Genomic DNA, 24,645 nt, shown 5'->3' with positions numbered 1-24,645 from the left:
GCCCCCCCCCCCACCCCCCCCCCCCCCCCCGCCCCCCCCCCCCCCCGGCGCGCGCGGGGGGGGGGGGGGGGGGGGGGGGGCGGGGGGGGGGGCGGCGGGGCCCGGGGGGGGGGGGGGCCCGGCGCCCCCCCCCCCCCCCCCCCCCCCCCCCCCCCCCCCCGCCGCGCGCTCCCCGACGAGGGTCAGCCGGTCTGGGCGGCGGCGCCGTTCAGCGCGCTCAGCTGCTTCCACTCGTCCCAGGTCTTGTTCCACTCGCCGTACCCGTTGCCGATCGGGGCGATGCCCTTGGAACCGCTGCCGGTGACCTCGAAGAGGTCACCGACCTGCACCATGGCGTAGAAGGACTTGGCGTCGGCGTCGCTCATGCCGATACAGCCGGAGCTGGCGTTGACGCGGCCGAAGTTGGCCGCGTTCCACGGCGCCGCGTGCGCGTACGTGCCCGACGGGGTCAGCTTCATCGAGTAGTCGACCATCTTGTCGTAGGCGTCGCCCAGGCCCACGGTCTGGGAGTCCATCCGGATCGTGCCCTCCTTGGCCATGAGCACCATCTTCCCGGACCACGACGCCTTCTTGCCGCCCGGAGTACCGGACGAGACCGGGATCGTCCTGACGAGCTGGCCGTCCTCGATCACCTTCATCTGCTTGGTGTCGAGGCTGACCTCCATCCGGCGGTCCTTGCCGATCTTGAAGTTGGTGGCGTAGTCCCGGACGAAGTAACCGCCACCGGAGTCGACCCCGTTGAGGTTCATCTCCACCTTCACCTCGGTCCCGGACTTCCAGTACTCCTTGGGCCGCCAGTCGACCCGGTCGCTGCCGGAGTGGTCCTTGAACCAGCCCCAGGACCCCTCGGTGTTGTTCGAGGTGGTCACCTTGAGCTGCTTCTCCACCGCGGCCTTGTTCTTCACCGGGTTGTCGAAGACCAGCGAGACCGGGTGGGCGACGCCGAGCGTGGAGTCCTTGCCGGGTTTGATGGTGACCTTGTTCACCTTGTCCGCGGCGGTCGTCCTGAACTGCGCGTTCGCGCTCTGGCTCTCGGTGTTCTGCGCCGCCACCTGGTACTCCGCGCCGGGGACGGCGTTGCGCTCCGAGACCCAGCTCTTGGCGTCGTCGGCTATCCGTCCGTCCAGTTCGCCGCCCTTGGAGTCGGTGACCTTCACCTGGGCCAGCTTGCCCTCGGCGAGCGTCACCTTGACCGGCTCCCCGGCCTTCACCTGATCGCCCGTGAGGTTCACCGAGATCGCCATGGCCGTCGTCGGCTTGTCCTTCGGTTTCATCTCCGCCTTGCCGTCCGCGCCCGCGCCCGAGCCGCCCCCGCAGGCGGTCAGTGCGGCAGCGGCCAGCAGCGCGGTACCGGCCAGCGCGGCCTGGCGGCGGCGCCCCTGGAATGCCTGGCTGCGCGACAGTGCGGTACGGCGTGTACGGCTCAACGGAAACCCCTCCGAAATGACGATCATCTGAAAGGAGAGAGTCGAAGCAGCGGCCTCCGGTTGCGGATTCCGCCGGAAATCTCCTTCCTCCCGCTGTGACATGGACCGCAGCCCGAAAACCCGTGAAACACGGCACCCCCGCCACCGCCCGGCGGCGGGGTACCCCCGTGTGCCCGGCCGGTGGCGGAACTCCCCGGCGGACCTTGGATACTGAACCGATGCCACGCGTACTGCTGATCGAGGACGACCCTTCCATCCGGGAAGGAGTCCGGCTCGGCCTGCGCCGCCGGGGCCACGAGGTGACGACCGCCGGGACCGGCGAGGAGGGGCTCGCCCTGCTGCGCGGGTTCCGCCCCGAACTCGTCCTCCTCGACCTCATGCTGCCGGGGATCAACGGCGTCGAGGTCTGCCGCCGCCTGCGCGAGACCAGCCAGATACCGGTCATCATGCTCACCGCGCGCGGCGACGACGTCGACATAGTCGTCGGCCTGGAGGCCGGAGCCGACGACTACATCGTCAAACCCGCCCGCACCGCGGTCGTCGAGGCCCGGATCAGGGCCGTGCTGCGCCGCCTCGGCGACCCGGCGCCCGGCCGCCCCGAGGCCGAACTCCACGGAGAACTCGCCGTGGACCGCGCCGGACTGACCGTCACCAGGAACGGCGAACCGCTCCCGCTCGCCCCCAGCGAACTCAAGCTCCTGCTGCACCTGTCCGCCGCGCCCGGACAGGTCTTCTCCCGCCGCCGGCTCCTGGAGCACGTCTGGGAGCACAGCTACCACGCCGACGCCCGGCTCGTGGACGCCTGCGTACGCCGCCTGCGCCTCAAGATAGAGGAGCCCGGGTCCGCGCCCCGCTACATCCAGACCGTGCGCGGCTTCGGCTACCGCTTCGGCCCGGTCGGGGAGCGCGGGTGAGACGTCTCGCACCGTTCGGCCTGCGCACCCGGCTGATCGCGGCCTTCCTGCTGGTCGCCGCCGTCAGCGCCGTCAGCACGGCCGCCCTCACCTACCGCGAGGCCCGCAACGCCATTCTCAAGCAGAGCCAGGACACGGCCGTCAGCTCCTTCCGCGCCCGGATCGAACAGCAGGCCCTGTACCTGCCGATGGACCAGGAACAGCTCCAGCGCGTCACCACCGAACTCGCCCGGCGCGGCACCCCGCACCGCTGGACCGTCTTCGCCGAGTACGGAACCCTGCGCGCCTCCTCCCAGCCGGGCCGCCCCGTCTCCACCGTGGTCACCGACGCCCTCCGCGACGAGGTGGGCGCCACCCCGCACGGGGCCTTCCAGCGGGTGACGGACGGCTCCGGCGCCCCCGTCCTGACCGTCGCCGTCCCGGCCGTCCTCACCCACAACGGCCTCCGCAGCCCCACCGGGGCCGTCTTCTACGCCACCATGCCCCTGGTCACCGAGGAACAGACGGTCGCTCTGATGGTCGGGGCCGCCCGCACCGGCGCCCTCCCGGGCCTCGCCGTCGCGCTCGTCCCCGCCCTCCTCGCCGCCCGCAGCGTCCTGCGGCCGGTACGGGACATGCGCCGCGCCGCCGAACACCTGGGCCGCGGCCACCTGGACACCCGGATCGAGGTCAGGGGCTCCGACGAACTCGCCGGTCTCGCCCGGACCTTCAACGAGACCGCCCGCGCCCTGGAGGAGTCGGTGACGGAACTGCGCGACGCCGGGACCCGCGCCCGCCGCTTCGCCTCCGACGTCTCCCACGAACTGCGCACCCCGCTCGCCGGAATGCTCGCCGTCACCGAGGTGCTGGACGAGGACGCCGAGGAACTCGGCCCCGACACGGCCGCCGCCCTACGGCTGATCAGCGCCGAGACCGGCAAACTCGCCGTCCTGGTCGAGGACCTCATGGAGATCTCCCGCTTCGACGCCCGCGCCGCCGGACTCAACCTGGACGACGTGGACATCGCCGAGGCCGTGGAGAAGAGCCTCGAACTCCGCCGCTGGGACGACGGGCAGGTGGTCACCGTCCTGCCGCGACGGGTCCGCGCCCGGCTCGACCCGCGCCGCTTCGACGTGGTCCTCGCCAACCTCGTCGGCAACGCCCTCCGGCACGGCGGCGCCCCCGTCACGGTCACCGTCCGCACCGGCCCCGGGCCGGACGGCGACCGGCTGCTGATCGAGGTCGCCGACAGCGGGCCCGGCATCGCCCCCGAGGCCCTGCCGCACATCTTCGACCGGTTCTTCAAGGCCGACGCGGCCCGCACCCGCTCGGCGGGCAGCGGCCTCGGACTCGCCATCACCCTGGAGAACGTCCGTCTCCACGGCGGCACCCTGCACGCCGCCAACGCCCCCGCCGGGGGAGCCGTGTTCACCCTCGACATGCCCCTGGAGGCCCACGGATGACCCGGCCCCTGACCCGGCACCACCCTCTGGTGCGGCCCCGCGCCCGGCCCGTGGCCGCCGCCGCGCTGCTGGGGCCCCTGCTGCTCACCGGCTGCGGGATCACCCCCACCGGGGTCATCGGCAGCGGCCCCGCCGCGCACGTGGAGGCGGGACCCCCGGGGGCCGGGGCCCTGCTCTACTTCCTCTCGCCCGAGGGCCGCGCCGTCGCGTTCCCGCAGGACGAACGCCTCGTGCTGTCGCCGACCGCACTGCTCGTGCGGCTGCTGGCCGGCCCCGGCCCCCGGGAGCGGGAGGCCGGGTTCACCACCGGGCTGCCCCTGCTCACCGGCGAGGAGGTCCTCGGCCGCAGCAGTGTCGAACACACGGCCGAGGACGCCCTGTGGGCCCGGCTGCCCTTCGCCGTCCGCGACCTCTCCGAGCCCGCCCGCCGCCAGCTCGTGTGCAGCCTCTCCTCCACCACGGGCCCGGACGTCGACGCCCAGGTCACCCTCGTCGGCACCGACACCACCCTCGAACCGGCCCGCTGCGCCCCCGCCCGCTGACCACCCCTTGCGCGAAGGCCCGCCGGACACCACCGTGGGCCCATGGACCAGAGCGCGGACCGGGGAACGGACCGGGGAACGGACCGGAGTGCGGGCCTCCGCACCGGCCGGAGCGGAGCCGTACCCGACGTCTTCGACCCCCGCGTCTACGCCGAAGGCGTCCCGTACGCCCGCTACCGGCTGCTGCGCGACCGGCACCCGGTGGCCTGGCAGGAGGAGCCGGAGATCGGGGGCTGGCCCGCCGGACCCGGCTTCTGGGCGGTGACCCGCCACGCCGACGTCGTCCGTGTCCTGCGCGACCACCGGACGTACTCCTCCTGGCTGGGCGCCACCCAGATCCGCGACCCAGACCCGGCCGACCTGCCGTTCCTGCGCCGCTCCCCGCTCAACCAGGACCCCGGCGCGGGCGGCCACGGCGCGGACGCGGGCCACCACGGCCGGCTCCGCCGCCTCGTCGCCCGCGCCTTCACCCCCGCCCGTGTCGACGCCTTCGCCGACCGGGCGCGCGAACGGGCCCGGAGCCTGCTCGCCGCCGCCCGCGACGGCGCCGAGGACGGCTCCCGCGACATCGTGAGCGCCGTCACCGACGAGTACGCCCTGCTCAACCTCACCGACCTGCTGGGCGTCCCGGCCGCCGACCGCGCGCTGCTGCTGGAGTGGACCGTACGGGTCATCGGCTACCAGGACCCCGAGGAAGCCCCCCACCCGCTCCGGGGCCCGGACGGCAGACCGCTCGACCCCCGCTCCCCGGCGCTGCTCGGCGAGATGTTCGCGTACGCCCGCGAACTGGCCGCCCACAAGCGGGCGCACCCCGGCGACGACGTGATGAGCGCCCTCGCCGGAGCCGGACTCGAACCGGCCGAGCTGGAGATGTTCTTCTTCCTGCTCACCGTCGCGGGCAACGACACCGTACGCGCCGCCGCCCCCGGCGGTCTGCTCGCCCTCGCCCGCGACCCCGGCGCCTACCGCCGGCTGGCCGCGGGGAACGTGGCGTACGGCCCGGCCGTGGAGGAGCTGCTGCGCGTCCACCCGCCGGTCCTCAGCTTCCGCCGCACGGCGGCCGTCGACACCGAACTGGCGGGGCGGCGGATCAGGGCCGGGCAGAAGGTCGTCGTCCTGCACGCCTCCGCCAACCACGACGAGCGCGTCTTCACCGACCCCGCCCGCCTCGACCTGGGCCGCACGCCCAACCCGCACGTCTCCTTCGGCGACGGCCCGCACGTCTGCCTCGGCGCCCACTTCGCCCGGCTCCAGCTCCGCGTCCTCCACGAGGAGTGGCGCACCGTCATGCCCCCGCCCGAACTCGCGGGCGAACCGCGCCGGCTGGTCTCCCACTTCATCAACGGGATCACCCGGCTGCCGCTGCGGGTGTCCGGGCCGGCCCGGTGACACCCGCCACCGGCTCCGCCGCACCGGGCCGTACGCGTCGGAGCCGACCCCCTTCGGCAGCAGGCGGCAGTAGGCGGCAGTAGGCGGAAAGAGTCCGCGCCCCGGCATCCCTGACGCGGGAGGGCCTGTGCGATTACAGTGCCGAGCCGGGCCTGGACACGTTCTGACAGGCCGTCGACTGGAGGTACGGATGCGTCGTCCCGCCGCACGTCAGCTGGTGTTCGTCGCCCTCGCCGGGGCATTGGTCTCCACCGGCGCCGCCGCCCCGCCGCCCACGGACCCGGGACCGGCCCCGGCGAAGGTCCCGGTGGCCGCGGGCTACGGCGGAGCCGTCGCGAGCGTCGACGCCGACGCCACCGCGGCCGGCATCGCCGTCCTGCGCTCCGGCGGCAACGCCGTGGACGCGGCGGTCGCCACCGCCGCCGCGCTCGGGGTCACCGAGCCCTACTCGGCAGGCATCGGCGGAGGCGGCTACTTCGTCCACTACGACGCCCGCTCCCGCCGGGTGGAGACCATAGACGGCCGCGAGACCGCCCCGGCGACGGCCACCGAGACGCTGTTCCAGGAGAACGGCGTCCCCATCCCCTTCGACCAGGGCCAGACCAGCGGCCGGGCCGTCGGCGTCCCCGGCACCCCCGCCACCTGGAAGAGCGCCCTCGACGCCTGGGGCACCCGCCCGCTCGCCCAGCTGCTGCGGCCCGCCGAGAAACTGGCCCGCGACGGCTTCACCGTCGACGCCACCTTCCGGGCCCAGACCGCCCTCAACCAGGACCGGTTCAAGGACTTCCCGGCTTCGTCGGCGCTGTTCCTGCCGGGCGGCGCCCTGCCGGTCGTCGGCTCCACCTTCAAGAACCCGGACCTGGCCGCCACCTACGCGCAACTGGGCCGCAAGGGCGCCGGCGCGCTCTACCGGGGCCCGATCGCCGAGGACATCGTCCGGGCCGTGCGCACGCCCCCGGTGGACCCGGCCGCCACCCGCGTCGTCCGCCCCGGCGACCTGACCACCGGCGACCTGCGCGCGTACGAGGTCGAGCACCAGGCCCCGACCCGGGTGGGCTACCGGGGCCTGGACGTCTACAGCATGGCCCCCTCCTCCTCCGGCGGCACCACCGTCGGCGAGGCGCTGAACATCCTGGAGCGGACGGACCTCGGCCGCCTCTCCGAGACCCAGTACCTGCACCACTTCATCGAGGCGTCGCGGATCTCCTTCGCCGACCGGGGCCGCTGGGTCGGTGACCCGGCCGCCGTCGACGTCCCCACGCGGGAACTGCTCTCGCAGCGGTACGCCGACTCGCGCGCCTGCCTGATCCGGCCGGACAGGGCGCTGACCAGCCCGCTGCCCCCGGGCGACCCGCGCCGACCGGTGCCCTGCGCCACCACCGGGCAGGCCGCCCCGACCACGTACGAGGGGGAGAACACCACCCACCTGACGGTCGCCGACCGCTGGGGCAACGTGGTCTCCTACACGCTGACCATCGAGTCCACCGGCGGCAGCGCGATCACCGTCCCCGGCCGCGGTTTCCTGCTCAACAACGAGCTGACCGACTTCTCCTTCGCCCCGGCCGCGCCCGGCGTCCCGGACCCGAACCTGCCCGGCCCCGGCAAGCGCCCGCGCTCCTCCATGGCCCCGACGATCGTGCTGGAGGACGGGCGTCCGGTCCTCGCGGTGGGCTCCCCGGGCGGCGCCACCATCATCACCACCGTCCTACAGGCCCTCACCGGCCACCTGGACCGGGGGCTGCCGCTGGTCGACGCGATCGCCGCGCCCCGGGCCAGCCAGCGCAACCAGACGACGACCGAGCTGGAGCCGGGGCTGTGGAACAGCCCGGTGCGGGCCGAGCTGGAGGCCATCGGGCAGGGCTTCCGGCAGAACCCGGAGATCGGCGCGGCCACCGGAGTCCAGCGGCTGCCGGACGGGCGCTGGCTGGCGGCGGCGGAGACGACCCGGCGGGGCGGCGGCTCGGCGATGGTCGTCCGCCCGCACGGGCGACCGTAGGGGCCCGTACGTACCTGCGCGCGGCCCGGCCCGGGGACACCGGGCCGGGCCGCGCCGCGCCGTGGCCGGGGTGCTCCGGCCGGGTGACCCGCGCGGCGCCCGGCCGCGAACCGGCCGTTCCCTGATCGCGGACGATCGCGGGAAGGCGTATCGCGACCGGTTGCTCCAACCGCGCACGGCGGTCTTGCCCCGCGGTGTGACGACGCTTACGTTCTACTCCCTACGCACCCGTCCACGTGCGCAGAAGCCGGTGTTCCCGTCGCGAGGAGCAGCTCATGACCCATGTCGTCCGCGCCGCGCTGGTCCAGGCCACCTGGACCGGAGACACCGAGTCGATGATCGCCAAACACGAGGAGCACGCCCGCCGGGCCGCCGCGCAGGGCGCGAAGATCATCGGCTTCCAGGAGGTCTTCAACGCCCCCTACTTCTGCCAGGTCCAGGAGCCCGAGCACTACCGGTGGGCCGAGGCGGTCCCGGACGGCCCGACCGTCCGCCGGATGAGGGACCTCGCCCGCGAGACCGGCATGGTGATCGTCGCCCCGGTCTTCGAGCGGGAGTCCGACGGGTTCTACTACAACACCGCCGCCGTCATCGACGCCGACGGCAGCTACCTCGGCAAGTACCGCAAACACCACATCCCGCAGGTCAAAGGGTTCTGGGAGAAGTTCTACTTCCGCCCCGGCAACCTCGGCTGGCCCGTCTTCGACACCGCGGTCGGCAAGGTCGGCGTCTACATCTGCTACGACCGCCACTTCCCCGAGGGCTGGCGCGCGCTCGGCCTGGCCGGGGCCCAGCTCGTCTACAACCCGTCCGCCACCTCCCGGGGGCTCTCCGCCCACCTGTGGCAGCTCGAACAGCCCGCCTCCGCCGTCGCCAACGAGTACTTCGTCGCCGCCATCAACCGGGTCGGCCGCGAGGAGTACGGCGACAACGACTTCTACGGCACCAGCTACTTCGTGGACCCGCGCGGCCGGTTCGTCGGTGAGGTCGCCGGCGACAAGGAGGAGGAACTCCTCGTCCGCGACCTCGACTTCGGCCTCATCGAAGAGGTCCGCAACCAGTGGGCCTTCTACCGCGACCGCCGCCCCGACGCCTACGGAGGGCTCGTACAGCCGTGACCGATCCGACCCCCCTGCACCACCGCCACCGCGCCGTCCTGCCCGACTGGCTCGCGCTCTACTACGACCGGCCCGTCGAGCTGACCCACGGCGAGGGCCGCCACGTCTGGGACTCCGAGGGCAACCGCTACCTCGACTTCTTCGGCGGCATCCTCACCACGATGACCGCCCACGCCCTGCCCGAGGTCACCAAGGCCGTCTCCGAGCAGGCCGCGCGGATCGTCCACTCCTCCACCCTCTACCTCAACCGGCCGATGATCGAGCTGGCCGAGCGGGTCGCCGCCCTGTCCGCCATCCCCGACGCCCGGGTCTTCTTCACCACCTCCGGCACCGAGGCCAACGACACCGCCCTGCTGCTGGCGACCGCGTACCGCCGCTCCAACCAGATCCTCGCGATGCGCAACAGCTACCACGGCCGGTCCTTCTCCACCGTCTCCGTCACCGGCAACCGGGGCTGGTCCCCGACCAGCCTCTCGCCCCTCCAGACGTACTACGTCCACGGCGCGGTCCGCACCCGGGGCCCCTTCGCGGCGCTGTCCGACACCGAGTTCACCGCCGCCGCCGTCGCGGACCTGGAGGACGTGCTCGGCCAGGCGCGCGGGGGAGTGGCCGCGCTCATCGCCGAGCCCGTCCAGGGCGTCGGCGGCTTCACCTCCCCTCCGGACGGCCTCTACGGAGCCTTCCGCGAGGTCCTCGACCGGCACGGCATCCTCTGGATCAGCGACGAGGTGCAGACCGGCTGGGGCCGCACCGGCGACCACTTCTGGGGCTGGCAGGCCCACGCCCAGAACGGGCCGCCCGACATCCTCACCTTCGCCAAGGGCATCGGCAACGGCATGTCCATCGGCGGGGTGGTGGCCCGCGCCGAGGTGATGAACTGCCTCGACACCCACTCCATCTCCACCTTCGGCGGCTCACCCGTCACCATGGCGGCCGGCCTCGCCAACCTCGCCTACCTGCTGGAACACGACCTCCAGGGCAATGCCCGCCGCGTCGGCGGCCTGCTCCTGGAGCGGCTGCGCGCCGTCACCGCCGCCGTGCCCGCCGTACGGGAGGTCCGCGGCCGGGGCCTGATGGCCGGAATCGAACTCACCAGGCCCGGCACCACCGAGGCCGATCCCCAGGCCGCCACCGCCGTCCTGGAGGCCGCCCGCGCGGGCGGCCTGCTCCTGGGCAAGGGCGGTGGCCACGACACCAGCGTGCTGCGGATCGCGCCCCCGCTCTCCCTCACCGTCGCCGAGGCGGAAGAGGGCGCCGCCCTCCTCGCCCAGGCCCTGCGCGTCCTTGCCTAGCCCCGGGGGAGCCATGACCCACCGCACCCTGATCCGCGGCGGGCTCGTCGTCACCGCCGCGGACGAGCTGCACGCCGACGTCCTGATCGAGGACGGCCGGGTGGCGGCGCTCGCCGCACACGGCTCGGCCGCGGCCGGGGCCTGGACGGCCGACCGCATCCTCGACGCGACCGGGAAGTACGTCATCCCCGGCGGGGTCGACGCCCACACCCACATGGAGCTGCCCTTCGGCGGCACCGCCGCCTCGGACACCTTCGAGACGGGCACCCGGGCCGCCGCCTGGGGCGGCACCACCACCATCGTCGACTTCGCCGTGCAGAGCGCGGGCCGCGCACTGCGCGAGGGGCTCGACACCTGGTACGCCAAGGCCGACGGCAACTGCGCCGTCGACTACGCCTTCCACATGATCCTCTCGGACGTCAACGAGGGGACCCTGAAGGAGATGGACCTCCTCGTCCAGGAGGGCGTCACCTCCTTCAAGCTGTTCATGGCCTACCCCGGAGTCTTCTACAGCGACGACGGGCAGATCCTGCGCGCGATGCAGCGGGCGTCGGGCAACGGCGGGCTGATCATGATGCACGCGGAGAACGGCATCGCCATCGACGTCCTGGTCGAACAGGCCCTGGCGCGCGGGGAGACCGATCCCCGCCACCACGGCGAGGTCCGCCGGGTCCTGCTGGAGGCCGAGGCCACGCACCGGGCGATCCAGCTCGCGCGGGTGGCGGGTTCCCCGCTCTACGTCGTGCACGTCTCTGCGGAGGAGGCGGTCGCCGAACTGGCCGCCGCCCGGGACAAGGGCCTGCCGGTCTTCGGCGAGACCTGCCCGCAGTACCTCTTCCTCTCCACGGACAACCTGGAGGAGCCCGACTTCCAGGGCGCCAAGTACGTCTGCTCCACGCCGCTCCGGCCCCGCGAGCACCAGGCGGCGCTGTGGCGGGGCCTGCGGACCAACGACCTCCAGGTGGTCTCCACCGACCACTGCCCCTTCTGCTTCCGGGGCCAGAAGGAGCTGGGCCGGGGCGACTTCTCGAAGATCCCCAACGGGCTGCCGGGGGTGGAGAACCGGATGGACCTCCTCCACCAGGCCGTCCTGGACGGGCACATCGGCCGCCGCCGCTGGATCGAGATCGCCTGCGCGAGCCCGGCCCGGATGTTCGGCCTCTACCCGCAGAAGGGCACCATCGCACCGGGCAGCGACGCCGACATCGTCCTCTACGATCCGCACGCCGAGCAGGTCATCTCCGCCGGGACGCACCACATGAACGTGGACTACTCGGCGTACGAGGGCAAGCGGATCACCGGACGCGTCGACACGGTCCTGTCCCGGGGCGAACTCGTCATCGACCGGCGCGAGTACACGGGCCGGACCGGCCACGGGACCTTCGTCCCCCGCTCCACCTGCCAGTACCTGTAAGCACCGCACGCAGCAAGGAGCCGCCCCATGGACTTCGGCCTCGTCCTGCAGACCGACCCGCCCGCCTCCCAGGTCGTCAGCCTCATGAAGCGCGGCGAGAGCAACGGCTTCCGCTACGGCTGGACCTTCGACTCGGCCGTGCTCTGGCAGGAGCCGTTCGTCATCTACAGCCGGATCCTGGCGAACACGCGGCAGCTGATCGTGGGCCCGATGGTCACCAACCCGTCCACCCGCACCTGGGAGGTGACCGCCTCCACCTTCGCCACCCTCAACGACATGTACGGCAACCGCACCGTCTGCGGGATCGGCCGCGGCGACTCGGCGATGCGGGTCGCCGGGCGCAGACCCAACACCCTCGCCCGCCTCGGCGAGGCCATCGACGTGATCCGTGACCTCGCCGAGGGCCGGGAGGCCGAGGTCGACGGCAAGCCGCTGCGCATCCCGTGGATCACGGACGGCAAGCTCCCGGTCTGGATGGCCGCGTACGGGCCCAAGGCCCTGGCCCTGGCGGGAGAGAAGGCCGACGGGTTCATCCTCCAGCTCGCCGACCCGTACCTGACGGAGTGGATGATCAAGTCCGTCCGGGAGGCGGCCGCGGCGGCCGGCCGCGACCCGGCGGCGGTCACCATCTGCGTGGCGGCCCCCGCCTACGTGGGCGAGGACCTCGCGCACGCCCGGGACCAGTGCCGCTGGTTCGGCGGCATGGTCGGCAACCACGTCGCCGACCTGGTCTCCCGCTACGGCGAACACTCCGCGATCGTCCCCGAGGAGCTGACGGAGTACATCAAGTCCCGCCACGGCTACGACTACAGCCACCACGGCCGCACCGGCAACCCGTCCGCCGACTTCGTCCCCGACGAGATCGTCGACCGCTTCTGCCTCCTGGGCCCCGCCGAGGCCCACATCGACAAACTCCGGGCCCTGCGCGACCTCGGCGTCGACCAGTTCGCCGTCTACGCCATGCACGACGCCCGCGAAGCCACCATCGACGCGTACGGCTCCGACGTCATCCCGGCGTTTGTCTGACTCTCGCGAGGGGCGCGGGGCCGACCAGGAGGTCGGCCCCGCAGCAGGTTGCCGACGGCTCTCGTGCGGATACCTTCGAGGGTGCCGGGCGGGTTCCGCCCCGAGCTCGATCCCGCAGGATGCGACCTCCCGCCGTACGTAGGGCCAGGTCGCCCGGGTCGAGGAACCATCCCCGCGTGCATGGGGAGCAGCTCGCCCGCCACGGCGCGGCAAACCTCTCGCTGACCGCTCCCCGAACCTGAGAGGGTGGATCCGGCCACGCGCGCCGCATAATCCGGATCCGCTGCTCCCGGAAGACCCGCCGCTGGGTGAAGAGGACTCCCACCTTGGGATCCGTCTCCACGTGACAGCCGAGTAGAGGAAGCGGTGCCTGGGACTACCTCAACCGGTGCTGGACATGCGCCCCCGCGAAGGTGGGGGTCGTGGCTCCAGGTCTTTGTCCGCAGACGCGTGCCCGGAGCCACGACGGATCAGCTTCAACGGGTCAGGAGGAGGCCGCAGCTGTACGCGCGGGCATGGCCGAGGCCGTTGGTCAGGGTCGTGACCAGGGATGTGGGGTCGGTGACCACAAGATTGCCTCGGATTTCGGCTCGGTTGATGCGTAGGCCCTTATGCCGGTCGGCGCTGGAGATGGTTGGCAGCATGCGGATGGAGAGGGTGTCCGGTTCGGCGCTGGCGCCGATTCGGAGGACGCCGTCCTCGGCGGTCGCTGCCTCGGCTTCGCCTTGGAGGCGTCGTAGAAACCAGCCTTTCACATGCTTCGGGTTGGTGTGGGCGATGCGCGTACCGCGGACTTTCTCGGAGGAAGGTTTGCCCGGGGGCTTGCTCCGGGTCGGGTTGACGACCGTACGGAAACCCAGGGTCTCCCCGGTCCTGTAGGTGCGGTCTACGGTGAGGACGTGCGGCTTGCCGGTGAGGGCGGCCCGGGGGATGCGGCTCCAGTCACCCGGTACCCGCGACTGCACGACCAAGACGAGAGCGGCGGCCTTGAGGTCGACCGACCACGTAGACAGCACACCCATCTGTGAGCGGGCCGCAGTGTCTCCGTCTTCGACCCAGCCGCGGAATCCGCTCATGACCGTGCGGTGCATCTCCTGGGCGTCGATGAGGGACTTGGCGACGTAGGGGTGGCGGGCGTCCAGGGTCAGGACGGAGTGGGTGGCGACGAAGCGGGCCGCCGCCGCGGTGCGTGTGGTGGTCAATGGAAGATGTCCCATTCAGTGGCGGTCGGGGCGATGGCGACACGGGTGCGGATCTCCCACCGTGTGGTGTGGGTCCGCCGGGCCGGATGGAAGCTGACCGGCTGGTCGTTGACAGGGGATGCCCCGGGATCATCTGCGGGGGTCTGGATCCATGCCCATGGCCGCCCAGACACCGGGCCGTCAAGGCGGGGCAGGAGCTGTTTGGCGGCGAAGGCCTTCGCGAGGGTACCGGGCAGGATGTCCCCGGCGACCGTGCCGGAGGGCGGACAGGATTTACGTCCCAGCCACAGGAGTTGACTCGGGTGTTCCAAGGCGTGGGCGATTTCCTCCAGCCGTGCCCTCTCTGAGTGCTGGAGACCGACGACGAAGGCGGCGTCGGACAGGTACCAGCGCTCGGTGATCAGGGCCGTACGCGACAGTTCGCCGGAGACCAGGGCGCCCGAGACCGGATCGGCCGTGGTCTTCTTCGGGGCTCCGTACCAGCCGGCAAGTTCGTGATGGCCGAAGCTGTCGCCGGTGGCGGCGTCCGTGCTCTCCGAGACGGCGGCAGCACGCCGGTGGTCGGTGATGAGGTCGCGCGGGCGCAGCGGGTACCGGCCGGAGCCGACGGAGTGATAGTCCCGGACGGGGGTCCCGGGGTGGTCCGCCCGGACGCCGAACTCCAGTGCGGCGAGGTCGTCGATCGGGTCCGTGCGGTCTCGTCCGAGGGCGGCGGCGCACAGGCCGATTACCGCGGATTTGGTGGGGCGGCTGTGGCTGTCGCGGCGTGAGAACCGGGACACCGACCCCCAGGACTGCAGGGGAGCGGCAAGCCGGAGGAGGAGGACGTGCGTCATGTCGTCAGCCCCTTGATGGACGTCACCTTCGTCGCGCCGAGTTCCTTCAGGCCGTCCAGGAGTTCGTCGATGTGGGGGTCGTACGTGAGCACGCGGCCGGTCGCGATGTCGCCGCGGCGGCCGCTGACGAACACATGGTGGCCAATCAGCCGCTCCACCGCCGCCGGCCCCGCCGGACCGTCGCCCCCCTTGCGCTCATCAGCCCTGCGCGTCCGGTCCTTCTCGTCCACCGGGCTCTCGTTGATCGGGCGCTGGAAGGCCGCCGCGTAGTTGTACGGCCGCTCCCCTTCGAAGGCGAGTACCAGGGCGGGCAGGCTGCCGGTGGAGGCGGTGGAGTTCTTCTTCGCTTCGGGGAACGCGTCCACGAAGGAATTGACGAACTCGGCCTCGGCCGCGACCGAGACCCGCTCCGCCTCCTCCGCGCTCATGCCCGCCGCCTCCAGGTTCCTCCGCAGCTTGCGGCGGTCAAGTACGGCGTGCCGGTAGAAGGTTCCTGAGATGAGGGACTGGTAGCCGGTCATGCCGGCGCCCGCGTCGTCGGCCGAGTCGAGGAAATCCAGTGCGTTCTTCTTGCGGTCGAGCTTGGCGTCGTCCGCCGCGGCGTAGAAGTCGTCGAGCTGTTCGGCCTCGTGGACGGTGAAGGCGTGGCTGGTCTGGACGGCGCCGTCCACATTGGGGGAATCGGGGATCTCGGCCAGGAACCGTCCGTAGAGCGCGATGTCGATCGCGTCGCGGGGAGCGAGAGCCGTGAGGACCGCCGCACGGGTCCCGGCCGGCAGCGGGGGGAGCGACTTGGTGTCGACCGTGCCTTCCGCCTCCGGGGCGTCCACGCCGTCGGAGCCGTACGGATCAGCCGGTGCGGCGGCCTTCTTGCCCCGCTTGGGCTTCGCGGCAGCCGTCTGCGCGGCCAGATAGGCGTCCGTCCAGCTCCTGATCGCCTGGTGGTGCTCCGCGATGTGAGCGGCGATGCGGGCACCAGCATCGGACGGTGCGAAGAGGAGCACCTTGGTCAGGTTGGCCACGGTCTTCTTGGCGGGATCACCGAACTTGAGCCCCGTCGCTTCGATGACCGCGCGGGCCGTCCGGACCGCCTCGTCCTTGTCCCAGCCGTACTCGGAGGCCAGGGCGCGAGCGGTGATCAGTGCCCACTCGCGCGTACGGGTTCCTGTGCTGTGTCCAGCCAGGGCGCCGACGCCCGCGTTGGCGCGGTCACGGGCGTGGACCCGTTCGGCGCGGCGCCGGGCCTGGCTCGTGATCATGTGCCGTTCGGCGCCGCCGTAGACGATCGACTTGGGAGAGCCGTTCTCGTCGCGTACGGGCAGTACCGCGACGAGTGTTTCCAGGAGGTGGAGGGAGAGGTACTGGCTTGCGGCAGGAGCGGTCACTTGGTGGTGCCCTTCTCGGTAGTGTCGGCGGTCTTGCCGGCCGTCGGGACGTTTTTGCCGACGCTGTCGCCGGGCCGGGGCGGCGGCTCGTGGAAGTCCACGGCCCAGCCGTCGGCGACGGCTGCCCTGCGGTCGTTCCAGCGGCCGAGGTCGTCCACGAGCCGGGTCCAGTCGGGCGGTGCCTGGTCGCAGGAACGCAGGCGGGCGACCGCGTGCTGGAGGTGGCGCCACGGGATCCGACGGCTGGAGACGATCCGGTCGATCAGCCGACTCGCTCCGGGATCGCCCGGACCCCGTCCGGCGCCGCCGCCGATCCGGCGCGTGGCAGAGCCGAGGCTGCCGAACCCGTACGAGGGCCTCGACGCGCCGCGGTGATATACGGCGAACAGAAAGGCCACCTCCTCGAACACCTCCCGGCGGTCGGGGTCGAACCAACCCGCCCGGATACGGGTGTTCGTCCGTACCCGAGGCCGGCGCAGGTCCGCGAGCTGGCCGTACTCCCGGTTGCGCACCAGGGAGGTGAGCCAGGCGGTGAGGCGCTCGCTGGGTTCCTTCTCCTCCCAGGCATGTTGGGAGGGGATCGCGGCCCCGGATCCGCCCTCGGCCTCGGCTTCGGTCATGACCTCGGGCTCGGTTTCCGTACTCATGCTTTCTCCCCATGGAGTTCGGCCGGAGCCTTCGGGCTCGCCAGTTCGTCCTCGAAGCGGCGCAGGGCCGCGGCGCGCGCCTGGAAGCCCTGAGAATTGCGCGGCAGCGAGTCGAGGGATTTGGTGAGGAACCCGCGGGCCTGGTCGGTGAGGGTGGACGCGTAGTCGAGGAGGCACCTCTCCACCGGCTCCCGCGCGGCGGTCTCCTCCAGCAGGATGCGAAACGGATCCTCGGCCGCCTCCCAGTGCCTCCACCGGGCGTCGAAGCGGGCGATCTGGCCGGACTGGTCACTCGGCTTCGGGTTCGGGTACGCGATCTCCCAGGCGGCGTAGGCGGCCCTGCCCAGGCTCGTCGCCACGTACTCGGCGACCGCCGATCCCCGACTCGAAGCGTGGCACAGCACCGCGCCCATACCGGGCGCGAACGGGAAGACACCGGACACCCAGGTGATAGCCGTGGCCTGCTTGGCCACGAGCCCCACGGCCCAGAGCTGGATGCGCCGGACCGGTGGGCTGTCCGGTCCGCGGAGCGCGTCGGGGCCGGGGAACAGGGCGAGGCGTCCGTAGAGGTCCACGCGCCGGTCGGCGTGGTTCGGCTTCTCCGCGTCCTTCACGGCGGCGTACAGGGCGTGCGCGTCGCGCCAGAAGGCACGGGCCGCCGACGGCCACAGCGGCTTCTTGATCCCCTGGACGGTCCTGGCATAGACGGCGTCCTGGAGGTGCACGGTCTGGAGCGAGAGCAGCTCGCCGGCGCCCATCAGCACCCGGTCGACCATGACCTCGCCTGATTCGGGCACGACGGTGGGACGCATCAGGATGGACCGGCCGAGCGCGCTGTGGAGGTCGGCCGGGCCACTCACGGGGCGGCCCTCCGGCTTCGTCCGGAATCCGCGCCGCGCCTGCTTGCCCACGGTCCAGGAGCGGTTGAACTCACCCGGGAGGTCGGCGGAGGGCATCAGGTTCAGGCGCAGGGTCTCGCCCAGGGTCGAACCGAGGGCGAGGACACGGATACGGCCGCTGAGCCGACCGACGGCCAGATTCGTGATCGTGGGCCCGAGTGTCTCCTTGCCCGAGATCCGCGCGCGGCCGGCCGGACCGTAGACGTGCTGGGTGAGCATGGCCCGGAATGCCTCGGCAGGAGACAACAGCTGCGGGTGCTCCAAGTGGTGGTGGTCGAAAAGCAGGTTGTAGTCGCCCGAATGTTCGATGACCACCTGTGCCGGTCCTGCTCCGCGCTGGTCGAGGTAGGGGGCGAGGAGCGAGTTCTGGCCGAGCGGTTCGGTCGGGTGGAACAGGTCCCAGATCTCGTCCTCCGGTCGCCGGGCGAGCCACTGGGCGGCTTGACCGAGCGACTGGCTGCCCTCGACCCAGCTGCGCCAGTCGGCGTTCGACTGCGGATAGGTCTCGGAGGCGTAGCAGATGGCGAGGAGGTATTCGAGGAGAGCGACCTGTTCACCCGGGGTGGACCCGCTCACGGACCGCAGTCCGTCGGCTTCCTCCAGGAGGCCGATCAAGCTCCGCTCGACCCTCTCTCCTTTCAGTGTCAGTGCCTCGGCGCATGCTTGGTGCCGGGGGTCCCACTGGGGACGTGCCCCACCGCGAGGCGGAGTGCGTGATTCAGCCAAGATGCATCGTTCGCTCTCTGCTCATAACGGTTCCTTGCTGGAATGAAGCAGGAATCTAGCACGTGAATTGGGGCGGTATGGCAGGTTTGTAAAACTTCAACGACTGCACTTGAGTGTGGAGTTGCGGCAAAACCGATCGTGACGGGATGCCCGCCGAGGTCGGCGGGCCCGTATGGAATCCGCTGATCGCACACCTGCTGGACGTCGACGCCGTGACGCTCGAACTCTGGGACCGCTACCTGCCCGATCCGGCGCGAGACCGGCTCACCGTGGGCTTCGGAGCAGGCGACCACCGGGCCGCACGGGCTGCGGTCGCTTTTCTCGCCGCCCTGCACGATTTGGGCAAGGCATCGCCCCTGTCTGCCTGCCGGTTCGCGACCGGACGCCGAACCACGGACCGGATGCGGCGGGAACGTGGGCTGTGGGAGGACCAGGCCTGCGCGGCGGGGCTTCCCCTCCCCGGAACCTGGGCCGGAGTCCAGAACGCCCGGCACGAACACATCACGACCCTGACGCTCCCCGGCCTGCTCAGCTGCCGCTGTCCGGACACGGGCGACGGTACCGAGTGCCGGTCCCAGGAAATCGTCATCGACGAGGCGCACGCCTACGAGCTGTACCAGCAGCAACTGCTCGGCGCGGCTGTGGAATGGCTGGCCGACGCGGGGGCCCGTCACCGTCGTCGACGCCGCGGGTCGCGTCCGCAGGAGCGGGCCCCCGCCGGGCGAGGTGGAACCGCTCCGCACGACGGTCGTCCTCGAACGGACCCCGGACCGCGGGAACTGGCGGCCCGGCTCCTCGACCAGGCCCGGGACGGAGGATACGTCGGCGTGGTCCGGACTCGTGTGGACACGGCCGTCGCGCTCTATGAACAGGCCCGGGCGCAGGCGGCGGAGTACGGCTGGGATCCGCAGGACGTCGTCCTGTTGCACGGCCGGATGCTGCCGCGTGACCGCCAGCCGTTGGAGGAGCGGCTCACGGCGATGCTCGGGCCGGCCACCGATGCCGAGGTCCGGCAGGCGGGCAAGCCGAACCCGGACCGTCCCGGCAGGATGCTGGTGATCGCGACCCAGGTCATCGAGCAGTCCCTGGACCTCGACTTCGACCACCTGGTGTCTGACCTCGCGCCGATCGACCGGCTGGTCCAGCGGCTCGGCCGCCACCACCGTCACCGCGCCAACGACCCACAACGTCCCGCGTGGTACGTCGATGCCACACACCTGGCCGGCCGCGTCCGGCCACCCCTCGCTCGACCGGAGCCACGTGGCGCTCTTCGACGGGACGGGCACGTGTGTGTCCGGGCCCGGCTGGGCAGGTCCGGTACGACCCCGTCGCGGGACTGCCGAGGGCATGAGTTGCCCTCCGCCGTCCCCGCCGGTGCGGGGGCTCGGGGCTCTGCTCATAACGGGGTCCATCCCCGCGAGTGCGGGGAGATCGGGTCGTAGCCCGAACAAGTCCGACGGTCCATCCCCGCTCAGGCGGGGAGCAGTGCAGTGGCCCTGAGAATAGCGCCGTTGAGCGATGCGGCACCAGCAAGGCGAGCGGTACGGCCGACGTCATGGGGACTGGCCCGTGGTGACATTCGACCACCTGCTCTACGCTCGTGGTCCGGTACTGGACCATTCCCGAAGATCCATCGTTCGTCGGTACACCGACAGGCAGACTGTCGCCCGATCGGCCCTCCTGCTCAACGGTCCGTGCCTCGTTGGAGCGAGGCACGGACCCAGGAGCGGCTACAGGAGGTTGTTACCCGGCGAGGCGGAAACGCCGGGTAACAACCTTCACCACAGGGTGTCCACAAGCTTGGCGAGCACTGCGGAGACGAGCTCCAGCACCAGCCACAAGACACCCATCACCGCGAGCTCAAAGGGCTTGAGCTCCTGCAGCCGCTCAGCTAATCGGCGTTTCACCTGCTGCCTCCTGCATCAACGTGCCCCGGCGAGGATCGCCGGTGCGCTCCCATGCAGGAGGCGCGGCGAGGCGCCTCTCGGAACCAGGGTGACATGAATCGGGTTCCGGTGGAGGCCGTTTCGACGTGACGAAGACGAAGAGACCCAACAACTCCGACTTCCAGGTTGGCTTCAAACTCGGAATGGTTAGGTCTGCGCGGCGATTCAGCGCGGCGGGCGGCGCCGCATCAGGATCGTCAGCGTGGCCCGGGCGTCGCGCCGGCGCTCCGGGCTGCGGGAGAGGACCGAGGCGGCGGCCACGGTGACGACGGCGCCGGCGTAGGTCAGGCCGGTGGCGGCGGCCAGCGCGGTCCCGTCGTGGAGAATGGAGAGCAGCATGGACATGGTGGGACCCCTCGTTCGGGTCGCCCAGCGGATCTGACCGCCGGGCTTTCGGTTCCTCAGACGTTCCGGGACCGGAGCTCTTCCGGCGATGACCGGACAGCCGGATCGGGCGCAAGTAGCCTGGTCAGATAGGCAGTAGAAAGTTTCCGGCGAAGTTACGGACACAGCGGCTGGGGGCCACGAGTTGGTGCAGGAACCGGCGGGCTCGGACTTCGCGCGTGCGCTGTACGCCCTGTACGAGGCAGCGCGCGGAGGCCGTCGAAGCACGTTCACGCAAGGGAACGTCGTCGACGCGTTGAAGAAGCGCCACTTCGTGGTCTCGGACCGCAGCATCAGCGATTGGCGCCACGGGCGCTCAGTGCCTTCGGACCGCCACCAGCCCACCCTCTGGGCGCTGGTCAAGTACTTGGAGGACGAGGCCGCCAGGGTCTCTCCGGACTACCGGCCCAACAGCAAACGGCACTGGCGGTCGCTCCTTGCCGCCGCGGATCACGGGCGGAAGTCCCGGCAGGGCGGGTCCGGCCCCCAGAGCCACGCGGACTCCGGCGGCCGGTTCTACGGCGACGAGGCCGAGGTGCGGCAGCACTTCCTCCCCCGGGACTTCTCGGACCGCCTCGACGTACTGAACACACTCTCGGCGTTCACCACCGACCGCGACGCCCAGGCCCCCTCCTACACCTTCGTGCAGGCGGGGCCATGGGCTGGAAAGTCGGCCCTCCTGGCTTGGTTCGTACTGCCGTACCGGCCGGCCGGGGTCGACGTCGTCCCGTACTTCATCGCCCGACGCCTCGGCACCGACCACCCCGACACCTTCCGCACGACGATGTGCCGGCAGCTCGCCACCCTGGTCGGCAAGCGTGCGCCGTCAGGTCTGGAATCCCTCTACGAAGCAGCCGCGCGCGCCAGCAGCTCCCTCGGCCGTACCCTGCTGCTCGTCGTCGACGGCCTGGATGAAGCCGCCGCACCGCAGGACGGCGGTCTGAGTATCGCCGCGATGCTGCCGAAGGCGCTCCCGCCTGGCATGCGCGTAGTGGTGGCCGGGCGGGAGCACCCGCCCCTGCCGGCCGACGTGCCCGAGGACCACCCGCTGCGGGATCCCGCCGTCGTACGCCGCCTGACGGTCTCCCCGGTGGCCTCCGTCATCCGGGACATGGTGATGAGGGACTTGCAGACCCTCCTCAAGGACCGTGAGGTGGGTCGGCCCCTGCTGGCCCTGCTCGCGGCGGCCAGGGGCGCCCTCAGTGGCGAAGACCTGGCCCGTCTGATGGGGTCCACGACTCTGCCGTACGACGTCGTGGAGCTTCTGGGCAGTGTCGCGGGTCGCAGCATGCGTCCGGACGTGACCGATCACCTTGCCCCGAGCGGCCCCGTCTGGGGCGACGACCCCGCGCTTCGTACGTACGTACTCGCGCACGACGAACTCCGGCGCGTGGCATCCCAGAACTTCGGCACCGATGGACTTGCGGAGTACGAAGGCCGACTCCACCGCTGGGCGGACCGGTACCGCGAGCGGGGCTGGCCGGACGACACCCCGAACTACCTCCTGACCGGCTACTCCCGTCTGGCGCGGGAGAGCGGCGAGCCCGGTCGACTGGCCGGCCTGGTGTTCGATCCCCGCCGCCAACGGCGGCAAGTGGCGGGGCTCGGGCTGGACCTCGCCCTCGCGGACATCGAACTGGCCGCCGGCACGGCCACCGACGACACCCCGGAAAGCCTCAACGTCCTGGCGGCGGCTGCGTTGTCGCGCACGCTGCTCCTGCGGCAGGCTCGATCCCTGCCGCGAGACATTCCCCGCGCCCTCGCCTACCTCGGCGATGTCCGACGGGCCAGGACGCTGGCGCTGGAGCTGCCCCACCCCGGGGCGAAGGCAAGGGCACTGGCCGACGTGGCCTGTGCACTGGCCGGCATCGAAGGCGACGACCAGGCCCGGAAGGCGGCACAGGAAACCGCGAGGGAGTCCCTGCGATGGGCCGTGGCCGCCCGTCGGCAGACGTCGGCGTGGGGCGTCGGCGGCGACGAGGCCGAGGCTGCCGTTGCTCGGGCGGCAGCGGCCTTGATGGGCACGGGCCAGGAGGAGGCCGGCGCGGACGTGCTCCGTCGGACGAGGGGGCTGAGCGCCGAGAGGTACGAGGCGTGGACGGACGCGGCGACCCTGCTGTCCTCGAACCAACCGGCGCTGGCGTCGCAGCTCCTGGACGAACTGGAAGAGGAGGTGGAGGCACTGGCGGAGCTCGCCGAACCGGCCGACGCCGCCGACCGGGCCACCCCGGTGCAACTGTGGGCGGCCCTCGCCCTGGCTGCCCCGGACCGGGCGGACCACCTCCACGACCGCATCCTCGAACACGCACGTGCGGTCTGGGCGGGCTCCCGACCGCTGGCATACCTCGACGTTCTGTCGCTTGCCGCATCGGCTCTGGCCGCCGCCCGCCCCGATGACGCACGGGCGTTGGTGGCCCTGGCCGCAGAGCGGGTCGAATGGGCCTGCCGGCAGACCACCTCGCTGTCGGCGCCGGACCGGGCACATGCGGAACTCGGCTTCGGTCTGACGCTGGTTCGGTTCGTCAGGGCACAGATGGACACCGGTACTCCGGCAGAGCGGGTCAGGGAGCTTCTGGAGGGTGTGCCGGAGGACCTTCGCGGCACCTGTACGGACCGAGGCCAGGACCAGGATCCGGATCGGGACGGAGTCGACTTCGCGGACTCGATCATCGCCCGCGCGAACACCGCGTACGACACCGGCGGTATCGGTGATTCCGACGACTCCGACAACGACGAAGCAGGCGAGTCAGGACGACTGGCCCGTGAAGCCGTGGCCTTCGCCGAACAAGGCCGGGAGCAGGAAGCCCGGCACTGCCTGGACCAGGCACTCAGCCTCCTCTCGGAAACCGGTGTGGGGGCGGAAGCCTCCCTGCCGTGGCTTTCCGCCCTCGCGGGCGCGTTGGTACGAGATGGGGCGACCGCGGACGCCGACACCCTGGTCGCCGCACTGAGCGGCCCGGGCGAGCGGGTCCGCGCCGTCGCCGCGATGTCCATGGCGCACGCCGACTCGGGGCGCGCCGCCGAGGCACGCAGGCTGGCGCAGGAAGCGGCGTACGAAGCGGCCCGCATCGCGGCGGAGGCCACCGACGACCCGACCTGGGCGTTCGCGGCCCAGGCCCTGGCACACGCGGGTGAGGGGGACATGGCGTTGGATCTGATCGAGGGGACGAAGCCGAAGCAGCCCGCCCGACGAGGCCTGTGGCGGCTGGGGGCGGTGAAGGCGCGTGTTGCCGTCGCGGAAGGGCTGGCCGCTCACGACCCGGCCGCCGCGGGCAAGATCGTGGACGACGTACGGGAAGGGCTGGAGGCGACCAGGGACCTGCCGCGTCGGCTGGCCGCTCTCCTCGGGGAACTCGGCGCACTGCTAACGGCTTCCGCGCGAGCGGACGGGCCCTGCCGCGAGCGGCTGAGCAGCGCGGTCAACGGCGCGCGGGACTACACCCGCGAGGACCAGCAGGAGTGGTTGCCCCGGACGGTCCTCGTCGATGCCGTACTGCGGGCAGGCGAGGGCCGGGACGTTGACGTCCAGCTGGAGTGGCTCGCGCGAGCCGGCAGCATCGGTCACGAGGAGCAGTTCCCCACGGCCGGTGTCGCCGTTCTCCACGCATTGCTCGGAGACACCGAAGCGGCGTGGCGGACAGTAGCCCGTACTGCCGATCCGGAGCGCCGTGCGACGGGCTTCGCCTCTGTCGCAGGCCACCTGGCCCGTGTCCCCGTACAGCTGGCGCCGACTGCTCACGGGGGCGGTCCGGACCCGTTCACGCTGGTGCTGCGAGCCCTGGCTCTGGCTGCCTCGAAGGATGCTCCCGACGATGGTCCGCAGGCGGGCAGATTCCTGCGTGAGGCGTTGAAGAGCCCTGACTGGTACAGCGTCCTGCCCGTACTTGCGCGGATGGCTGCTGCCGCGGTGCCTCAGCTTCGCGACATCACCTTCGCCAGCCTGGGTCTCGAACCGGCTTCTCGAACCCCTGCTCGCGGCGCCGGCCCATGAACGGTTGACCCGATCTCGCCGACCGAGTGGCGTTGCGCCATGATTTGACTCCCGTACCTGCGGGAATGA

19 protein-coding genes are annotated in these 24,645 nt (G+C 71.8%); 11 read left to right on the top strand and 8 right to left on the bottom strand.

Annotation, left to right across the window (positions count from 1 at the left end):
- Nucleotides 1-182 precede the first annotated feature (182 nt).
- Nucleotides 183-1,454: an Ig-like domain-containing protein gene (locus ACIA5F_RS16485; RefSeq protein ID WP_399353380.1), complete on the bottom strand. Its 1,272-nt coding sequence runs from the start codon at nucleotides 1,452-1,454 to the stop codon at nucleotides 183-185.
- Nucleotides 1,455-1,645: 191 nt separating this feature from the next.
- On the opposite strand from ACIA5F_RS16485, the gene ACIA5F_RS16480 reads away from it, so the two are divergent.
- From ACIA5F_RS16480 to ACIA5F_RS16440, 9 genes are all read left to right on the top strand, one after another.
- On the top strand, nucleotides 1,646-2,341 hold the full coding sequence (locus ACIA5F_RS16480) for a response regulator (protein ID WP_399353378.1): 696 nt from the start codon (nucleotides 1,646-1,648) through the stop codon (nucleotides 2,339-2,341).
- Nucleotides 2,338-3,783 carry an ATP-binding protein gene (locus ACIA5F_RS16475; RefSeq protein WP_399353376.1) on the top strand — a complete coding sequence of 482 codons (1,446 nt, stop codon included), beginning with the start codon at nucleotides 2,338-2,340 and terminating at the stop codon, nucleotides 3,781-3,783. Before ACIA5F_RS16480 ends, ACIA5F_RS16475 begins: the two co-directional genes overlap by 4 nt.
- Nucleotides 3,780-4,325, top strand: coding sequence for a hypothetical protein (locus tag ACIA5F_RS16470; protein ID WP_399353374.1), 546 nt, complete (start codon nucleotides 3,780-3,782; stop codon nucleotides 4,323-4,325). The genes ACIA5F_RS16475 and ACIA5F_RS16470 overlap by 4 nt, the downstream gene beginning before the upstream one ends.
- Before the next feature lie 42 nt (nucleotides 4,326-4,367).
- Nucleotides 4,368-5,714 carry a cytochrome P450 gene (locus ACIA5F_RS16465; protein WP_399353372.1) on the top strand — a complete coding sequence of 449 codons (1,347 nt, stop codon included), beginning with the start codon at nucleotides 4,368-4,370 and terminating at the stop codon, nucleotides 5,712-5,714.
- Between the two features lie 190 nt (nucleotides 5,715-5,904).
- Nucleotides 5,905-7,710, top strand: coding sequence for a gamma-glutamyltransferase (gene ggt / locus ACIA5F_RS16460; RefSeq protein WP_399353370.1), 1,806 nt, complete (start codon nucleotides 5,905-5,907; stop codon nucleotides 7,708-7,710).
- Between the two features lie 275 nt (nucleotides 7,711-7,985).
- Nucleotides 7,986-8,828, top strand: coding sequence for a nitrilase-related carbon-nitrogen hydrolase (locus tag ACIA5F_RS16455; RefSeq protein ID WP_399353368.1), 843 nt, complete (start codon nucleotides 7,986-7,988; stop codon nucleotides 8,826-8,828).
- On the top strand, nucleotides 8,825-10,120 hold the full coding sequence (locus ACIA5F_RS16450; RefSeq protein WP_399353366.1) for an aspartate aminotransferase family protein: 1,296 nt from the start codon (nucleotides 8,825-8,827) through the stop codon (nucleotides 10,118-10,120). Before ACIA5F_RS16455 ends, ACIA5F_RS16450 begins: the two co-directional genes overlap by 4 nt.
- A 13-nt stretch (nucleotides 10,121-10,133) precedes the next feature.
- Nucleotides 10,134-11,534 (top strand): dihydropyrimidinase, encoded by a 1,401-nt coding sequence (gene hydA / locus ACIA5F_RS16445; RefSeq protein WP_399353364.1) that lies wholly within the window; start codon nucleotides 10,134-10,136, stop codon nucleotides 11,532-11,534.
- 27 nt (nucleotides 11,535-11,561) lie between these two features.
- Nucleotides 11,562-12,560: a TIGR03842 family LLM class F420-dependent oxidoreductase gene (locus ACIA5F_RS16440; protein ID WP_399353363.1), complete on the top strand. Its 999-nt coding sequence runs from the start codon at nucleotides 11,562-11,564 to the stop codon at nucleotides 12,558-12,560.
- Between the two features lie 476 nt (nucleotides 12,561-13,036).
- Here ACIA5F_RS16440 and ACIA5F_RS16435 read toward each other — a convergent pair whose 3' ends face one another.
- The 5 genes from ACIA5F_RS16435 to ACIA5F_RS16415 are packed head-to-tail and all read right to left on the bottom strand — an operon-like array spanning nucleotide 13,037 to nucleotide 18,255.
- Entirely contained in the window at nucleotides 13,037-13,762 is a 726-nt protein-coding gene (locus ACIA5F_RS16435; RefSeq protein WP_399353361.1) for a type I-E CRISPR-associated protein Cas6/Cse3/CasE, read from the bottom strand.
- Entirely contained in the window at nucleotides 13,759-14,598 is an 840-nt protein-coding gene (gene cas5e, locus ACIA5F_RS16430) for a type I-E CRISPR-associated protein Cas5/CasD (protein ID WP_399353359.1), read from the bottom strand. The genes ACIA5F_RS16435 and cas5e overlap by 4 nt, the downstream gene beginning before the upstream one ends.
- A complete protein-coding gene (locus ACIA5F_RS16425; RefSeq protein WP_399353357.1) occupies nucleotides 14,595-15,983 on the bottom strand; it encodes a type I-E CRISPR-associated protein Cas7/Cse4/CasC in 1,389 nt (462 codons plus the stop codon). The genes cas5e and ACIA5F_RS16425 overlap by 4 nt, the downstream gene beginning before the upstream one ends.
- Complete coding sequence (gene casB, locus ACIA5F_RS16420; protein WP_399353355.1) at nucleotides 15,980-16,630, bottom strand: type I-E CRISPR-associated protein Cse2/CasB; 651 nt, start codon at nucleotides 16,628-16,630, stop codon at nucleotides 15,980-15,982. Before casB ends, ACIA5F_RS16425 begins: the two co-directional genes overlap by 4 nt.
- Nucleotides 16,627-18,255, bottom strand: a complete 1,629-nt coding sequence (locus tag ACIA5F_RS16415; RefSeq protein WP_399353353.1) for a type I-E CRISPR-associated protein Cse1/CasA — start codon at nucleotides 18,253-18,255, stop codon at nucleotides 16,627-16,629. The genes casB and ACIA5F_RS16415 overlap by 4 nt, the downstream gene beginning before the upstream one ends.
- A gap of 113 nt (nucleotides 18,256-18,368) precedes the next feature.
- Here ACIA5F_RS16415 and ACIA5F_RS16410 point away from each other — a divergent pair, with 113 nt between their 5' ends.
- Nucleotides 18,369-19,697, top strand: a complete 1,329-nt coding sequence (locus ACIA5F_RS16410; protein WP_399353351.1) for an HD domain-containing protein — start codon at nucleotides 18,369-18,371, stop codon at nucleotides 19,695-19,697.
- Nucleotides 19,698-20,033: 336 nt separating this feature from the next.
- Here the strand turns inward: ACIA5F_RS16410 and ACIA5F_RS16405 are convergent, their stop codons facing one another.
- Together ACIA5F_RS16405 and ACIA5F_RS16400 are read right to left on the bottom strand one after the other, a co-directional pair.
- Nucleotides 20,034-20,162: a hypothetical protein gene (locus tag ACIA5F_RS16405; RefSeq protein WP_399353349.1), complete on the bottom strand. Its 129-nt coding sequence runs from the start codon at nucleotides 20,160-20,162 to the stop codon at nucleotides 20,034-20,036.
- A 204-nt stretch (nucleotides 20,163-20,366) separates the two neighbouring features.
- A complete protein-coding gene (locus tag ACIA5F_RS16400; RefSeq protein WP_399353347.1) occupies nucleotides 20,367-20,546 on the bottom strand; it encodes a hypothetical protein in 180 nt (59 codons plus the stop codon).
- Nucleotides 20,547-20,730: 184 nt separating this feature from the next.
- On the opposite strand from ACIA5F_RS16400, the gene ACIA5F_RS16395 reads away from it, so the two are divergent.
- Nucleotides 20,731-24,576, top strand: coding sequence for a hypothetical protein (locus ACIA5F_RS16395; RefSeq protein WP_399353345.1), 3,846 nt, complete (start codon nucleotides 20,731-20,733; stop codon nucleotides 24,574-24,576).
- The last annotated feature ends 69 nt before the right edge of the window (nucleotides 24,577-24,645 follow it).

The organism is Streptomyces sp. NPDC051567, from assembly GCF_044454165.1.
Classification (GTDB): Bacteria; Actinomycetota; Actinomycetes; order Streptomycetales; family Streptomycetaceae; genus Streptomyces.
Note: the sequence above shows the minus strand (reverse complement) of the source record. Positions and strands in the feature narration are given on the sequence as shown.

What these genes read in the sequence shown, in the direction of transcription:
- ACIA5F_RS16485 (WP_399353380.1), bottom strand. Translation starts at nt 1,454, where the DNA reads ATGATCGTCATTTCGGAGGGGTTTCCGTTGAGCCGTACACGCCGTACC.
- ACIA5F_RS16480 (WP_399353378.1), top strand. Translation starts at nt 1,646, where the DNA reads ATGCCACGCGTACTGCTGATCGAGGACGACCCTTCCATCCGGGAAGGA.
- ACIA5F_RS16470 (WP_399353374.1), top strand. Translation starts at nt 3,780, where the DNA reads ATGACCCGGCCCCTGACCCGGCACCACCCTCTGGTGCGGCCCCGCGCC.
- ACIA5F_RS16465 (WP_399353372.1), top strand. Translation starts at nt 4,368, where the DNA reads ATGGACCAGAGCGCGGACCGGGGAACGGACCGGGGAACGGACCGGAGT.
- ggt (WP_399353370.1), top strand. Translation starts at nt 5,905, where the DNA reads ATGCGTCGTCCCGCCGCACGTCAGCTGGTGTTCGTCGCCCTCGCCGGG.
- ACIA5F_RS16455 (WP_399353368.1), top strand. Translation starts at nt 7,986, where the DNA reads ATGACCCATGTCGTCCGCGCCGCGCTGGTCCAGGCCACCTGGACCGGA.
- hydA (WP_399353364.1), top strand. Translation starts at nt 10,134, where the DNA reads ATGACCCACCGCACCCTGATCCGCGGCGGGCTCGTCGTCACCGCCGCG.
- ACIA5F_RS16440 (WP_399353363.1), top strand. Translation starts at nt 11,562, where the DNA reads ATGGACTTCGGCCTCGTCCTGCAGACCGACCCGCCCGCCTCCCAGGTC.
- cas5e (WP_399353359.1), bottom strand. Translation starts at nt 14,598, where the DNA reads ATGACGCACGTCCTCCTCCTCCGGCTTGCCGCTCCCCTGCAGTCCTGG.
- casB (WP_399353355.1), bottom strand. Translation starts at nt 16,630, where the DNA reads ATGAGTACGGAAACCGAGCCCGAGGTCATGACCGAAGCCGAGGCCGAG.
- ACIA5F_RS16400 (WP_399353347.1), bottom strand. Translation starts at nt 20,546, where the DNA reads ATGTCCATGCTGCTCTCCATTCTCCACGACGGGACCGCGCTGGCCGCC.